Origin of the sequence: Nonomuraea aurantiaca (genome assembly GCF_020215705.1) — a bacterium.
Taxonomy (GTDB): domain Bacteria; phylum Actinomycetota; class Actinomycetes; order Streptosporangiales; family Streptosporangiaceae; genus Nonomuraea; species Nonomuraea aurantiaca.
Genome location: NZ_JAIWNB010000028.1, coordinates 52,120 through 66,518, shown reverse-complemented (window position 1 = coordinate 66,518; position 14,399 = coordinate 52,120). Strand labels below are relative to the sequence as shown.

13 protein-coding genes are annotated in these 14,399 nt (G+C 67.5%); 5 read left to right on the top strand and 8 right to left on the bottom strand.

From position 1 onward, the window contains the following. Window positions 1-21 precede the first annotated feature (21 nt). The 5 genes from LDL49_RS44250 to LDL49_RS44230 all read left to right on the top strand — a co-directional run bounded on the left by LDL49_RS44250 (window position 22) and on the right by LDL49_RS44230 (window position 6,512). Window positions 22-1,347, top strand: a complete 1,326-nt coding sequence (locus LDL49_RS44250; RefSeq protein WP_372470641.1) for an aminotransferase-like domain-containing protein — start codon at window positions 22-24, stop codon at window positions 1,345-1,347. A 193-nt stretch (window positions 1,348-1,540) separates the two neighbouring features. Next, the gene (locus tag LDL49_RS44245; RefSeq protein WP_225300925.1) at window positions 1,541-2,497 is read left to right on the top strand and encodes a D-alanine--D-alanine ligase family protein; all 957 of its coding nucleotides are present in this window, start codon (window positions 1,541-1,543) and stop codon (window positions 2,495-2,497) included. 548 nt (window positions 2,498-3,045) lie between these two features. Further along, on the top strand, window positions 3,046-4,098 hold the full coding sequence (locus LDL49_RS44240) for a threonine aldolase family protein (protein ID WP_225300924.1): 1,053 nt from the start codon (window positions 3,046-3,048) through the stop codon (window positions 4,096-4,098). An 808-nt stretch (window positions 4,099-4,906) separates the two neighbouring features. Then, window positions 4,907-5,386, top strand: coding sequence for an RNA polymerase sigma factor (locus LDL49_RS44235; protein WP_225300923.1), 480 nt, complete (start codon window positions 4,907-4,909; stop codon window positions 5,384-5,386). Then, window positions 5,379-6,512: a hypothetical protein gene (locus LDL49_RS44230; RefSeq protein ID WP_225300922.1), complete on the top strand. Its 1,134-nt coding sequence runs from the start codon at window positions 5,379-5,381 to the stop codon at window positions 6,510-6,512. The genes LDL49_RS44235 and LDL49_RS44230 overlap by 8 nt, the downstream gene beginning before the upstream one ends. A 654-nt stretch (window positions 6,513-7,166) precedes the next feature. Here the strand turns inward: LDL49_RS44230 and LDL49_RS44225 are convergent. The 8 genes from LDL49_RS44225 to rpmH all read right to left on the bottom strand — a co-directional run bounded on the left by LDL49_RS44225 (window position 7,167) and on the right by rpmH (window position 14,266). Further along, the gene (locus LDL49_RS44225; protein ID WP_225300921.1) at window positions 7,167-8,129 is read right to left on the bottom strand and encodes a ParB/RepB/Spo0J family partition protein; all 963 of its coding nucleotides are present in this window, start codon (window positions 8,127-8,129) and stop codon (window positions 7,167-7,169) included. A gap of 1,723 nt (window positions 8,130-9,852) precedes the next feature. After that, the gene (locus LDL49_RS44220; protein ID WP_225300920.1) at window positions 9,853-10,788 is read right to left on the bottom strand and encodes a ParA family protein; all 936 of its coding nucleotides are present in this window, start codon (window positions 10,786-10,788) and stop codon (window positions 9,853-9,855) included. Between the two features lie 137 nt (window positions 10,789-10,925). Continuing rightward, on the bottom strand, window positions 10,926-11,585 hold the full coding sequence (gene rsmG, locus LDL49_RS44215; RefSeq protein WP_225300987.1) for a 16S rRNA (guanine(527)-N(7))-methyltransferase RsmG: 660 nt from the start codon (window positions 11,583-11,585) through the stop codon (window positions 10,926-10,928). 373 nt (window positions 11,586-11,958) lie between these two features. After that, on the bottom strand, window positions 11,959-12,447 hold the full coding sequence (locus tag LDL49_RS44210; protein WP_225300919.1) for a Jag family protein: 489 nt from the start codon (window positions 12,445-12,447) through the stop codon (window positions 11,959-11,961). 20 nt (window positions 12,448-12,467) lie between these two features. Then, window positions 12,468-13,424: a membrane protein insertase YidC gene (yidC, locus tag LDL49_RS44205; protein ID WP_225300918.1), complete on the bottom strand. Its 957-nt coding sequence runs from the start codon at window positions 13,422-13,424 to the stop codon at window positions 12,468-12,470. Between the two features lie 4 nt (window positions 13,425-13,428). Continuing rightward, the gene (gene yidD, locus LDL49_RS44200; protein ID WP_225300986.1) at window positions 13,429-13,686 is read right to left on the bottom strand and encodes a membrane protein insertion efficiency factor YidD; all 258 of its coding nucleotides are present in this window, start codon (window positions 13,684-13,686) and stop codon (window positions 13,429-13,431) included. A 17-nt stretch (window positions 13,687-13,703) separates the two neighbouring features. Beyond that, window positions 13,704-14,069, bottom strand: coding sequence for a ribonuclease P protein component (rnpA, locus tag LDL49_RS44195; protein WP_225300917.1), 366 nt, complete (start codon window positions 14,067-14,069; stop codon window positions 13,704-13,706). A gap of 59 nt (window positions 14,070-14,128) precedes the next feature. Next, complete coding sequence (gene rpmH / locus LDL49_RS44190) at window positions 14,129-14,266, bottom strand: 50S ribosomal protein L34 (RefSeq protein WP_093172456.1); 138 nt, start codon at window positions 14,264-14,266, stop codon at window positions 14,129-14,131. Window positions 14,267-14,399: the final 133 nt, after the last annotated feature.

The window sequence follows — 14,399 nt, the reverse complement described above, 5'->3', positions numbered from 1 at the left end:
ATGACACCAAGGAGGTGGACCGTGACAGGAGAGCTGGATCACGGTCAGACGCCCGCGACCCAAGGGTCGCGCATCGACGCCTACGTCGATCGGTACGCCGCACGAGCTGCCGGGATGGTCGCCTCCGAGATCCGAGCTCTTTTCGCCGTCGCGTCGAGGCCCGAGGTGGTCTCGCTCGCCGGCGGCATGCCGTACGTCACGGCCCTCCCCCTCGACATGGTCGGCGAGCTGGTGTCCGATCTGGTCACCACGCGCGGTCCCGTCGCGCTGCAGTACGGCTCCGGCCAGGGCGATCCGCACCTGCGCGAGCAGATCTGCGACGTGATGCGGCTGGAGGGGATCCAGGCCGGGGCGAACGACGTGGTCGTCACCGTAGGTTCGCAGCAAGCGCTTGATTTGGTCACCCGGATCTTCATCGACCCGGGTGACGTGGTGCTGGCCGAAGGCCCGTCGTACGTAGGCGCCCTCGGCACTTTCGCCGCGTACCAGGCCAAAGTGGTGCATATCGCCATGGACGATCAGGGCATCATTCCCGAGTCGCTCGCGCAGACCATCTACGCGCTGGAGACCGCGGGCGCCCCGATCAAGTTCCTCTACACGATCCCGACCTTCCACAACCCCGCCGGTGTCACCCTGAACCTGGCGCGGCGGCAGCAGGTGCTCGACATCTGCCAGCGGGCCGGAGTGCTGATCATCGAGGACAACCCGTACGGGCTGCTCGGCTTCGACGGCGAGCCCATGCGCGCGCTGCGGGCCGACAATCCCGACGGCGTGGTCTATCTCGGGTCGTTCTCCAAGACGCTCGCCCCTGGGTTCCGGGTCGGCTGGGCGCTGGCGCCGCACGCCGTCCGCGACAAGCTCGTGCTGGCCATGGAGTCGGCCGTGCTGTCGCACTCGTCCTTCACCCAGCTGGCCGTGGGCCAGTACCTCGCCACGCAGCCGTGGCAGGAACAGATCAAATCGTTCAAGGAGCTCTATCGCGAGCGACGCGACACGCTGCTCGACGCGCTCTCGGCGCTCATGCCCCCCGAAGTCACCTGGACACGACCGGCCGGGGGCTTCTTCGTGTGGGCAACGCTGCCGGAGGGCCTGGACTCGAAGGCCATCCTGCCGCGGGCGGTGGCGGAGCGGGTGGCGTTCGTGCCCGGGACCGGGTTCTTCTCCGATGGGAGCGGGGCTCGGCAGATGCGGCTGTCCTACTGCTTCCCTGAGCCGGATCGGATCCGGGAAGGGGTCCGGCGGTTGGCTGGGGTGATCGAGCAGGAGATCCAGCTGCGGGACACGTTCGGGACGGGGTCGGCTCGGGGGCACGCGGGCGTGGACACGCCCGGGCCTGACCTGGCCTGACCCTCTTTCGCCTGCGGAAATACGGCCGGCGTCTCCGTCGGGACGCCGGCTCTTCCCTCACATTGCGTACGGATGCCGCCTTTACCGCTGCATTCCGTTGGTCATGACCCGCACGGTAGAAAGCGCCTGCCGTACACCATTCCACCCCAGTCCCGGTACGGTTGGACAGCGTGCGATCAGCGGAGGAGAACGAATGAGCGATCTGGGCCACGTGCTCGTGCTGGCCGGGGGCCTCTCCTATGAACGGGAGGTGTCCCTGCGCTCCGGTCGCCGGGTGAGCGAGGTGCTGCGGGCGGCGGGCATCGACGTGGAGGCCCGCGACACTGACGCCTCCCTCGTGCCGTCCATCCTGGCCGACCCACCGGACGCGGTCTTCGTCACGCTGCACGGCGGAGCGGGTGAGGACGGCGCCATCCGTTCCATCCTCGAACTGCTGAACGTCCCCTATGTCGGCGCCGACCCCGACGCCTGCCGCGTCGCCTTCGACAAGCCCACCGCCAAGGGCGTCGTACGCTCCGTCGGCCTGCGCACCCCCGAGTCGGTCACCCTGCCCAAGGAGACCTTCCACGACCTCGGCGCCACGGCCGTCCTGGGCCGCATCGTGGCACACCTCGGCCTCCCCCTGTTCGTCAAGCCCGCCCGCGGCGGCTCCGCCCTGGGCGCCTCGATCGTTCGCACCGCCGAAGAGCTCCCGGCCGCGATGGTCGGCTGTTTCGCGTACGGCGACACGGCGCTGATCGAGCGTTACGTGGAGGGCGTCGAAGTAGCGGTCTCGGTCGTCGACCTGGGCAACGGCCCGATCGCCCTGCCTGCCGTCGAGATCGTCCCGGACGAGGGCGTCTACGACTACGCGGCCCGCTACACCGCCGGCCACACCGAGTTCTTCGCACCCGCCCGCCTCTCCGCCGAGGCGGCCGCGGCCTGCGCCGAAACCGCCGTGACGGCCCACACCGCCCTGGGCCTCCGCGACATCTCCCGCACCGACCTCATCGTCGACGCCTCAGACCAGCCCCACTTCCTGGAGGTCAACGTGGCCCCCGGAATGACGGAGACGTCGCTGCTGCCGATGGCCGCGGAGGCCGCCGGCCAAGACCTGGGCGACCTCTGCCGCATCCTCCTCCAGAACGCCGCCTCCCGCGTACACGCTTGAGGTCCACGCGTCCCCCGCTCTTCCCTGGCGCTGACCTCCTTCACCCTGGGTAGATCTCCGTTTTGCAGCGCTGACCTCTGACCTGTCTGGCCTTCGCATGCTCTGACACCGGACGCAACTCCGCCGCGCATGCCCAACACCGGGTATACCTCAGCGTCCGTACGTCCGGCACCTGGCTCCTCTGAGCCTCGCGCCAACACCGACCCCTAGATTTGCTCGGCTCGCACCCGTCAGACGCGCCCTCGTGGGATCCACCGCCCCTTGAGGGGGTCCACGCGCGTTGAGGCTCACACCCGGTGGGCCCACGATGCCCGATCCACAGCTTGGGTCCCACATTTCCGCTCACGCGGCCGATCCACATCCCCCTGCTCCCACCCACAACAGCGGCATCGCCGCCCACAGGAGGCATCACCGCCAGCAGGGGGCGTCACCGCGAACAAGCAACCCAGCACCCGAGCCAGCGGACACCTCCCGACCCCCCGGGCCCACCCTCGCCGATCACCTCTCGCCTCTCTGAATCTTGTGAGTCGTGAAAGTAGCCTGGGCATGTGCCGATCGATTCGACCTATCCCAAGAGCTTCGCCAGCGACAATCACGCCGGCGTCCATCCCACCATCCTCGAAGCCATGGCTGCGGCGAACCGCGGGGACGCACCCGCCTACGGCGGTGACCGCTGGACATCAACCTTCGAGGACCACATCAAGGACGTCTTCGGTCCAGGGGCGGAAGGCTTCCCCGTCCTGAACGGAGCCGGCGCGAACATGGTCGGCCTCGCCCCCATGCTCGGCCGCTACGACGCCATCATCTGCGCCGACACCGCCCACATCGCCACCCACGAAACAGGCGCGACAGAACGACTCCTGGGCGCGAAGCTCGTGATGGCCCCCACAGCCGACGGCAAACTACGCCCGGAGGACATCACCACACGACTCGACACCTTGGGCAGCCACCACAACTCCCAACCCCGCGTGGTCTCCATCTCCCAGGTAACCGAACTCGGCACCTGCTACTCCCCCGAAGAAATCGCCGCCCTCGCCGATACGGCGCACGCCGCCGGCCTACTCCTCCACATGGACGGCGCCAGACTGGCAAACGCAGCCTCCCACCTGAACGCCACCCTCAGCGCCATCACCACGGAAGTCGGCGTAGACATCTTCAGCTTCGGCGGCACCAAGAACGGCGCGCTGGCAGCTGAGGCAGTAATAGTCCTCTCCTCTTCCTCCCTCTCCCACGCCATCCCCTTCCTCCGCCGCCAGTCCCTCCAGTTGGCCTCCAAGATGCGCTTTGTCTCAGCCCAGCTCTCGGCCCTCCTCACGAACGACCTGTGGCGCCACAACGCAACCCACGCCAACGAAATGGCCATCCGCCTCGCCAACGGCATAGCCGACCTCCCCGGCATCACCCTCGCCTACCCCGTCCAATCGAACGCCGTCTTCGCCACCCTCCCCAAACCAGCCGCAGCCGCCCTCCTCACCCGCTACCTGTTCCACTACTGGGACGAGGCCGCCGGCACCGTCCGCTGGATGACCGCCTTCGACACCACTCCGGACCACGTAGACGACTTCCTCGATGACATCCGTAAGTCTCTCGTCCTCCCCTGATCCACCGGCCTTGGCGTTCGCGCAAGCTCCCCGCCCCCGCACGCGACACGCCTCTGGCCCACGGTTTCACGTGAAACAACCCTCCCAGGCCGCCAGTTGGACGCACCACTGACGCCCCCGTTTCCACTGACGCCCCCGTTTCACGTGAAACCATCCATCCGCCAGCACAGCGGCACCCCATTCACAGTCCCCACCCGGCGGACTCCATGGATGACCTCCCGCAAAGCGGTGTAGTTTCCCTCGCTCACCTCTGTTCGCCCGCATCGGACGCACCCACCGCCGTCTCCGTTTCACGTGAAACCATCCCCCCCGGCAGCACAGCGGCAGCGGCAATCCATTCACAGCTCCCCCCGGTGGGCTTCATGGATGACGTCCCACAGAGCGGCGTAGTTTCTCCTCGCTCACCTCTGCTCGCCCACATAGGAAACGCACAACGAGATCGTTGATCCGCCATTGGGTGGCCACCACCCAATGGCGGTGTAGTCCCCGAGAGCGAGGGAGGCGGTGGTTGATGGGCGGTGGCCGGTGGGCGATGGGCGATGGGCGATGGGAAGTGTCCCTCCCGGTGAAGGTGGCAGCCGGGACAAGTTACGGTCTGCGGTACGACACCTTGGTCTGGACGGTTTCGCGCAGGTTATTCAAATCTTCCGGTCGGCGAGAGAGGCGCGAACGTCCGGGAGTCGATCGGCATGAGCACTGGTGAGCTTGGGGCAGGTGCCTGGAGGATGAGCCGGGCCGGCTTCACGGGTGGTGTGAATCAGCGCGCGTGAAAGCATTCTCACGGTCGCGGCAAGAAATAGGTGTGATCGTGTACAACACGCGTAGCGGGAGAGATCAACCGGCGGTTCCGGCCGATCTCTTCGACCGCTACTTCACCGAGATCCACCGGTACATCGCCCGTCGTCTGCCCGTGGACGACGCTGACGACCTAGCCGCCGAGGTGTTCCTAGCGGCGTTGCGCGGCGGATACGACCCAGCCGTGGGAGAGGTCAGGCCCTGGCTGTACGGCATCGCTACCAACCTGGTCGCGCGGCACCGCCGTACCGAGACCACGCGGTGGAAGGCGCTCAGCCGCGCGGCGGCGCGTGACTGGGATGGTCACGAGGACCCCGCGCTGAAGCAGCGCGATCGCGACGTGGTGCTGCTGATCGCGTTGGGCGGCCTGAGCCATGCCGAGGTCGCTTCCGCCCTGGACATTCCTTATGGAACCGTCGCGTCCCGGCTTAACAGGGCACGCAAGCATCTGCGCGCGGCGCTCGGCGCGCTGAAGGAGGACATCGATGGATGAGCTCGAACTGCTCGCCCGGGCACTGCCCGACGCGCCCCCGCCCTCCCCCGAGGTGGTCGCTCGCGCTCACGCCCGCCTTGCCGATCACGCCCGCCTCGCCGCTGACGGCGAGAGCCCCCGCCCTGCCACCGGCCGTTCCCGCCCTCGCGTGTGGGTGTGGGCGCTGAGCTCGGCCGTGGCCACGGCCGCGATGGTCATAGCGGCCACGCTGGTGGCCAACCTGGTTTCTGCGCCTGCTCCGATGCTGGTCCAACCACGGAACAACGAGTTGCTCAATCTAGCCGACCGTGTGGCGCGCCTGCCTGAAGGAAGAGGCGCCTACTGGCGGGAGGTGATCATCACTGGTGAACGGATCTCAGCGGGCGGCTACGACTTGCTGACCCGGCAGCGCCTCGAGCGAACGGCTCCGCTGAACTCCGCGGAGAGGTCCATGCTGCAGACCTCCGCGCCGAGCGCGCTCCCGGCCTCCGCAACCGACGAACGCGCATGGCGTGCGGCGGGAGCGCCGACCCGGATCAAGCCGCGCTGCCCAAAGGACAACCTGGTCGACGGGTGCCGACCGATTCGGATTGCCGACCAGCCCCAAGGCTGCGAATGGCGTGACGGCGACGACGCTCGGGTCGGGGACCACTCCGTCGCGGACCTCACACTCGCCGATCTGGCTTCTATCCCCGCCGACCGGAACGGCCTGCTCGCCAAGCTCCACGACTATCACCGCATATGGCAGAGCCGAGGGTTCGAGCAGCCGTTTGAGGAGTTCCTTCCTCTCGCGGGCAATCTTCTGTCCATGCCGATCCGCCCGCAACTTCGTGCCGCGATCCTGCGGCTGCTGGCGGAGCTTCCCGACACCAAGGTGTACGGTACGGCAGCCGATCCGCAGGGCAGGCAGGCGTTGTCGGTCACGTTCACCCGTGACAGCGAGCAGCCTCGGTCTCCGGGATCGAAGTCGCTCCCCGCGTACACGCGCACGCTCTTGGACATGGAGACCGGCGCCACGCTGGCCCGGGCCAGTTATGTGCCGGGCGGTTCCGGAGGCGACATCCTGACTTATTACACCGCGCAGGCGCCTGAGACGGGGTGGATCGCCTCTCGGCCCATACCGCCGAAGTCCTGCAAGGTCAGGTAATTGGGGTTAGGAAAGCTCGCGCACAGGTTCCGCCGACATTTTGCGCCGGTGAATCGACTTGTGGTGCGTTGGCTTTGCCAGATCGCGCCGGCGAAGCGTTCCATCGGAATGCGCCACTCGCGGATGATGACCGGACCGACCCGCCCGCGACTCGCCTACAAGTCGCCTGACAAGGGTGGGGTGAAAGGCGGGCCGCGGACGACCTGACTGAGTAGCCGAGAAACCACACCGCTCTGCGTGACGTCATCCCCGGGCCGCCCGCGACTCGCTTACAGTCGTCTGCAGATCGTCCCCGACCCGCCTTTCACCCCCACCCTTGGCCCCTACGCCCCCCTCCGAGGGCGCCCGCTCGGACCCGCGCTCGGGGTGTTCGGCTCGGGACGCCCGTCGGGACCCCCGCTCGGGGTGTTCGCTCGGGGCGCCCGCCAAGGTCGTCTCTCGAGGCTCAAGGGCTCGCCAGTACGAGTGGCGGGGGTTGGTGGAGCCGGAGCTGGCGGTGTTTCACGTGAAACACGAGCTGCTCCGGCGGACAGCCTCAGATCGGGTTCAGTGGGCCAGTTCCTTCGGGTGCTCGCTGTCGTTCTCCAGGCGAGGCGGCGGCTCATGAGCACTGGGTTCACGTGAAACGGCCAATGGTTTCACGTGAAACATGGGTCAGTCTTCGGCGTCCTTCATGGCGCGGGCTGCCTCGGGGGCCATGGTTCCGATGATGCGCTCAAGGTCATCGATCGTCGCGAACTCCACCACGATGCGTCCCTTACGGCGGCCGAGGTCAACTTTGACCTTCGTCTCGAAGTGGTCCGAGAGGCGGTCTGCGAGGTGGACGAGGCCGGGTGCGGTCGGCTTGTTGGGCTGGCGATCGCGGGTCGCCTTGGGCGCCGCCTTTGAGCTGCCGAGGGAGACGATCTCTTCCACGGCTCTGACGGAGAGGAGTTCGGCGACGATCCGCTTGGCCAGTTGGATCTGCTCTTCCGGGCTGTCGAGGCTGAGGAGGGCGCGGGCATGGCCGGCGCTGACCGTGCCGGCGGCGACGCGGAGTTGAACTTCCGGCGGGAGGTTGAGCAGGCGAAGGGTGTTGGTGATGTGGGAACGGGATCGGCCGACCTTCTGGGCGAGCTGTTCGTGCGTCGCCCGGAAGTCGTCGAGAAGCTGCTGGTACGCGGCGGCTTCTTCCAAGGCGTTGAGTTGCTCGCGCTGGAGGTTTTCGATCAGAGCGTCTCTGAGGAGTTCGTCGTCCTGGGTGTTGCGGACGATCGCCGGGATCGGGTCGAGCTCAGCCAGTTGGCAAGCGCGCCAACGCCGCTCCCCCATGATCAGCTCGTACTTGCCGCCACCCACCGAGCGCACGACGATCGGTTGCAGCAGGCCGACCTCGCGGATGGACGCGGACAACTCATGGAGGCGCTCGTCGTCGAAGACATCACGGGGCTGGCGTGGGTTGGGGACGATCGCGCTGAGGGCGACCTCCCTGAAGTACGCTCCGGCAATCGGCTTGGGGCCGGCGGTCTCCGCCGCCGCGCCATTCGCGGGGGCAGCTGTCCCCGTGCCGTCAACGATGGGACCGGTCGGGATGAGCGCCCCGAGTCCCTTGCCCAGTCCCCGCCGATGCTGACTCACTGCTTCTCCTCATCCACCGGGCCGATTCCGGTCACTCCAGGAGAGGTTACCGTCGTCAACGCAACAGGGTGCCCGCTCGCCACACGCGGTTCCTCCGGATTTACACCGCCACAACCTCAGGCGTACACATCCGACCAGGCATGCACTCCGCAGGCTCTGTACCCCATGGGTTTGACCGCGAAGACAAACTGTTCAGAGAGAATCGGATCTTGGAGTGAGAGTGTGGGGGTTTGTTCCAGGTCGGGCACCGCCGCGTGCCGCGTGGTGCCGCGTTTCCCTCGCACGCCGCCCGTCTTGTCGACACTCCGCATCACGACCCTATGGGGGTGCGCGGACTTCGAGGGCATGGTGAGCGGCCCACGATCCCAGGAGTGTGGCCGAGGTCCTACTTGGCGTGGGAAGGCCCCCACAAGGCTGTGGGGGCGCGGCCTGGCCAGGTTCTACGCCTGTCCAGCACCGCCTGTCCGGCGACACACGTCTAGCACCGCCAGTCCCGTTTCCGCCCGGCTGCACCGCCAGTCCCGTCCCGTGCGGCTGCACCGCCAGTCCCGTCCCGTGCGGCTGCACCGCCGGTCCCACATCGCCCGGCTCGCACTGCCGGTCCCGGTTGCCTCTTCCGCACCGCCTGTTCTGCCCAGTTTGTTCGCCACCTCATCCCGCAGCGCCCTCAGGCCCCGCTGCTCCCGTACCGTCCCGCTGGTCCCGCCGCGTGTGCCCTCGCCGCGTGTGTCATGTGTGCCCTGGATACCGCGCTGTGAGCGTCCTTAGTACGGGGCGTGGCTCGTGCGGTGTCCGGGAGTGGAACATGACGGCGCCTGCGGTGCGCTTGAGGTGGGGGCGCCTGCGGTGTGCCGGACGTGGAACCGATAGAGGAGGGGCTGCGGCACTCGGGCGGTGGGATAAGGGCGGCGCGTGGCGCGTGACCCGGAGCGGGTAAGGACGAGCACGCTGCCCGAGGGCGTGGAGGGGAATGAGAACAGCCTGCGGTGCCCCTGGGCAGGACAACGGCCGCCTGCCGCCTGCCGTATGCCGTATGCGGCATGAGGAGCGGCATGAGGACAGCCCGCGCTGTGGGGGTGTCGAGCGGGGTTTGGGGAGCCCGGCTGGTCCTTGGGAGTCAGGGGCCGGGGCCGGAGTTCAGCGGTCCGGGGGCCGGGGGCCGGGGCGGAGAGTCCAGCGGTCCAGGGAGCTCGGCCCTACCGGCAGCCCGGCAGTCCGCCATAGTCCGGGCGGTCCCGGCGATCCTGGCAGGCCCCCGGGTCCAAGCGGTCCCAGCGGTCCCGGTGGCTCGATCCGTCCCGGCGGCCTCGGCAGTCTCCGCGGTCCGGGCTGGGTGCATCTGTAGGCAGTCCCCGTAGGCGCTGGATGCGAGGTCTATGGGTCGTCCGGGGGCTGAAGCCGTTTGTGGGTCGTCATGGCAAGCGAGCATGGGGCGGCAAACGAACGGGAGCTGCGGTCCCGTACGGCTATGGGAGACGAGAGGTGAGGTCATGCGGCTGCGGGAGATGAGCGGTAAGGGCTGATCTGTGGGAATTGGGGGGAACGAGCAGCAGCGGATGGGCCGTACGAATACAGAACACAAGAGACGGCGACCAGCCCCAGCGAAAGGGGCCATCGGTGGACAGCCCGTGGAGAACGCACTCAGGACAGACGGTCGCCGCATTCAAGCCGCACGACACCTACCTACGGCTGTACAAGATCAGCTCTGCGACATGGCAAAAGGTCAGGCGATGGCGCGGTGGGCGATTTCTCGGGCGGCGTCCATGTAGGCCATGGCGCCACTCGAGCCAGGGTCGTACGTCATCACCGACTGCCCATAGCTGGGCGCCTCAGAAAGGCGGACGCTGCGTGGGATGACCGTGCTGAGGACCGTCTCCCCGAAGTGGGCGCGGACCTCGTCGGCGACCTGGGACGCCAGCCGGGTGCGGCCGTCGTACATCGTCAGGACGATCGTCGACAGGCTGAGCGTGGGGTTCAGGTGCGCCTTGATGAGGTCGACGTTGCGGAGGAGCTGGCCCAGGCCCTCCAGAGCGTAGTACTCGCACTGGATGGGGATCATGACCTCTTCGGCGGCGACCAGGGCGTTGACGGTCAGGAGGCCGAGCGACGGCGGGCAGTCGATGATGATGTAGTCGAGCTCGATCGCGTCGAATGCTCCCAGTGCGCGCCGGAGGCGGGCTTCCCGGGCGACGAGTGAGACGAGTTCGATCTCGGCGCCGGCGAGGTCGATGGTGGCGGGGGCGCAGTAGAGGCCCGGCATGTCCGGCACCTCCTTGACGATGTCGGCCATCGGCAGGTCGTCAACGAGCACCTGATAGACATCCGGTACATCGCCCCGGTGCTCGGTGGCCAGGGCCGTGGAGGCGTTGCCCTGGGGGTCGAGGTCGACGACGAGTACGCGCTGGCCGTGCATCGAGAGTGCGGCGGCGATGTTGACCGAGGTCGTGGTCTTTCCGACGCCACCCTTCTGGTTCGCCACCGCGATCACTCGGCACTTGGGCGGCCTGGGCCAGTCGCCGTCGCCTCCCCCAGGCGCTGCGCCTGCCTTGGCGACGGCCGTCTGGGTGGCAGATGTTTCACGTGAAACCACTGAGCTGAGCGCCTCTCGTACCAACGGCGAATCACCGGGGTTTAGGGGGGTCTGGGTCACGTTGGCCATCCTTTCAACCAGTGGCAGGCCGGTGCCAGGAATTCGCTGTCGCGACACGCCCATTTCGGGCCAGCCAACCCCGCTGGGACTCTCGGACAGAGGGCTGTCCGGCCAGCCAAGACCGCTTGACGCGATTGGCACGACCGTCACCTCCTTTGACGCCGCCTACCGGGCTCCGGCGCGCGACCTGCTACCACCCGAACCAATGTTGCAGGCGGCTCGACCTTACCGCGCCCGACGGTCACAAGCTCGGCTGTCCTCGCCCCGCAGGCCCGCAATTGGGACTCCGCCTCGGCAAGTTCCTCCGCGGCGCGCTCCCCCTTCATGGCGATCAATTCGCCACCTTCGCGAAGGAGTGGCATGGCCCACTTCAACAGCCGGTCAAGCGGCGCGACGGCACGGGCGCTGGCGACGTCGAATTCGCGCTTGCCCGCCACCTCTTCCGCACGACCGCGCAACACCTCGACGTTGTCCAGTTTGAGCGCTTCGACGCACTCCTCCAGGAAGACGGTACGGCGAAGTAGCGGCTCCAGCAGGGTCACCGTGATGTCCTGCCGGACGATCGCCAGCACGAGGCCCGGCAACCCGGCGCCCGAGCCGATGTCGACCAGCCGCACCTCCGGCGGCACTGCCTCGGCGACGACGGCGCAGTTGAGTAGATGGCGATCCCAGATCCGTGGGACCTCGCGGGGGCCCAGCAGCCCGCGTACCACCCCAGGGCCGGCGAGGAGCTCGGCGAACGCCTGTGCGCGGCCCCACGCCTCGCCGGTGAAGACCTCTCGCGCCACATCGGGCGGAGGCGGCAGCTCACGCGCTTCGTCGGGCGGAGGCGGCAGCTCGTCGGTCACTGGTGGGTGGCCCTTCCTCGGGGGTCATGGGCGATGCTCTGTCTCTACTCAAGGCTAGGTGAGCGATCACTTGGGAAGACTAGCGGCCCGCCCTGAATGAGGGGCGCGCGCCACACTCCCTGCACTCCGTGCCGAGGTGGAGGTCGTGGAAGACCGGGCGGTGGCCATAATGCTCCAAACTTCACAAAGAATGCCAAAGAGTAAATGAAGCAGCAATTGGCCACGGAACGGACAAGCTGTACGTACATGAAGAGTGCCCTCACGCGAACCGGCCGCCGTCCCCCGAGTGCGGGACGGCGGCCGGTCGGCGAGCGAGCGTACGTACGTGCGGTCAGACCGGGAGCACCACCACGTAGCGGTGCGGCTCCTCCCCCTCGGACTCGCTACGGAGCCCGGCGGCCGCCACCGCGTCGTGGACGATCTTGCGCTCGAAGGGCGTCATGGCGTGCAGCGCCTTGGGCTCGTCCTTCTCCTTCACCTCGTTGGCGATCTCGGTGCCGAGCTTGGTGAGCTCGGCGCGGCGCCGCTCGCGGTAGCCGGCGACGTCGAGCATCAGCCGGGACCGCTCCCCCGTCTGCCGGTGCACGGCCAGGCGGGTCAGCTCCTGGAGCGCCTCCAGAACCTCCCCCTCGGGCCCGACGAGGCCGGTGCCCTTGAGGCCCACGACCGAGACCAGCGCGCGGTCACCCTCGACGTCCATGTCGATGTCGCCGTCGATGTCGGCGATATCCAGGAGACCCTCGACGTAGTCTGCCGCGATCTCGCCTTCCTGCTCGAGCGCGTTGAGATCAGGAGTCTTCTCCTGCTCGGCCTCGGTCATGGCCGGCCTCTCCTTCGTGTTCACGACTTCTTGCTGCCGGTGCGCTTGCTGCGGGGCTGACGACTGGGCTGCTGCCGAATGATCTTAGGCTCCGGCGGCGCGGAAGGCACTTCCTCTTCCAGAGTGGCGCCGCCCTTGCGGAGCTTCGAGAGCAGGCTGGTCTTCGGCTCGACCGGGACCACGTTGCCCTTGGCGTCGAACTGCGGCATCGGGTGGCGGCTGTAGAACCAGTGCTGCTGGCCGAGCGTCCACAGGTTCGTGGTGACCCAGTACATGATCAGGCCGAGCGGGAAGTTGAGGCTGAAGAAGGCGAACAGCGGAGAGATGTACATCAGGATCTTCTGCTGCTGCGCCATGGGGTTGTCCGGCATCTGGGCCATGGAGCGGGTGACGCTCTGCCGGACGGTGAGGAACGTGGTCAGCGAGCTGATCGCCACGAAGACGCCCAGCACGATCTTCGTCGTGACGACGGTGGCCCCGAACCCCTCGACCTGGGCCTGCGACATCCAGAAGCTGGCCGGGAGCGGCGCGCCGAAGATGTGCGCTGATCGGGCGCTGTCGACGAGCTGCTGCGTCATGCCGTAGACCGGGCGGCCGTCGGCCATGGCCCGCAGCACGGTGAACATCGAGATGAAGATGGGGAACTGCGCGACCACGGGCAGACAGCCACCGAGCGGGTTGGCGCCCGCTCCCTGGTAGACCGCCATGACTTCCTGGTTCATGCGCTGCTTGTCGTTCTTGTAGCGCTTGCGGAGCTCCGCCACCTTGGGGGCGAGTTCCTGCATCTTGCGCGACGAGCGCATCTGCTTCAGGAAGAGCGGGAAGATCAGAACCCGCATGAACACGGTCAGCGTGATGATGGTCAGGGCCCATGTCAGCCCGCTGTCCGGGTTGAGGAATGTGCTGTATCCCTGATGGATCCAGATGATGACATGGGCTACGGCTTCATAGAGCCAGCTCAGCCAGGACAGCTCCACCGAGCTATCTCCCTTGCGTTTCGTGGGACCGAACCGGGCGTGGGGGCACCGGGTCTATACCTCCGGGATGGAATGGGTGGCACCGCCCGATGCGCCGGACAGTCAGCCATGTGCCGCGCAATGCACCATGTACGGCTATCGCTTCGAGCCCGTAGGCACTGCATGACGGATAGAAACGGCAACGTGGACCGAGCATTGGACCGATGAAGGCCCGATAGAACCGGATCGGGATGATCAATGCCCGAGCGGGGAGGCTCGGCATCCCTTGCGGCTGCTCCGTCATCTGTGTCCATCCATCGCGGACTCGCGCCGCCTGAACAAACGATCCAACGCGAGGTCGAGCTCGGCGGCAAGGTGCTCGTATCGCGCTGACGCGGCCGGTGGATTGGCGCGTACCACCAGCAGGCTACCTCGCGGGAGCCGGTCGAGACGGTCCCGCATCAGGTGTCGGAGCCGCCGTTTGACCTTGTTACGGACGGCGGCGCCACCCACAGCTCGGCTCACCACGAAACCAACCAGAGGCGTCGAATCCCCAGAAATGCTTAGATGCACTACCAGGGTAGGACGGCCCGCGCGCTTCCCGCGCTTGACGGCCGCCTCGAACTCCTCCCCGCGTCGCATGCGGGATTGCCGGGAAAGCACCATATACGCCTATCGCCCGCCGGCGGACTTCACCGGCGGGCGGACTATCGGACGCGAGTCGATCAGGCCGACAGCGTTTCGCGGCCCTTACGGCGGCGAGCGGCCAGGATGGCGCGACCGGCCCGGGTGCGCATCCGCAGCCGGAAGCCGTGGGTCTTCGCGCGGCGACGGTTGTTCGGCTGGAAAGTACGCTTGCTCACGGGTGGGCTCCAGGCTTGAAGGTGCGCCGCAGGGGCGCTGATACACACATGGCTGGCTTGCCAAGAAAGCGAGGGCACGCGAAATAGCCGTCGCGTGACAAGCCGACCATGGCACGTTACGGGGCAAGCATGC

Excerpts from the sequence above, each read along its gene's own strand:
- LDL49_RS44230 (WP_225300922.1), top strand. The coding sequence starts at position 5,379 with ATGGATGAGCTCGAACTGCTCGCCCGGGCACTGCCCGACGCGCCCCCG.
- LDL49_RS44210 (WP_225300919.1), bottom strand. The coding sequence starts at position 12,447 with ATGACCGAGGCCGAGCAGGAGAAGACTCCTGATCTCAACGCGCTCGAG.
- yidD (WP_225300986.1), bottom strand. The coding sequence starts at position 13,686 with ATGCCGAGCCTCCCCGCTCGGGCATTGATCATCCCGATCCGGTTCTAT.
- rnpA (WP_225300917.1), bottom strand. The coding sequence starts at position 14,069 with ATGGTGCTTTCCCGGCAATCCCGCATGCGACGCGGGGAGGAGTTCGAG.
- LDL49_RS44245 (WP_225300925.1), top strand. The coding sequence starts at position 1,541 with ATGAGCGATCTGGGCCACGTGCTCGTGCTGGCCGGGGGCCTCTCCTAT.
- LDL49_RS44220 (WP_225300920.1), bottom strand. The coding sequence starts at position 10,788 with ATGGCCAACGTGACCCAGACCCCCCTAAACCCCGGTGATTCGCCGTTG.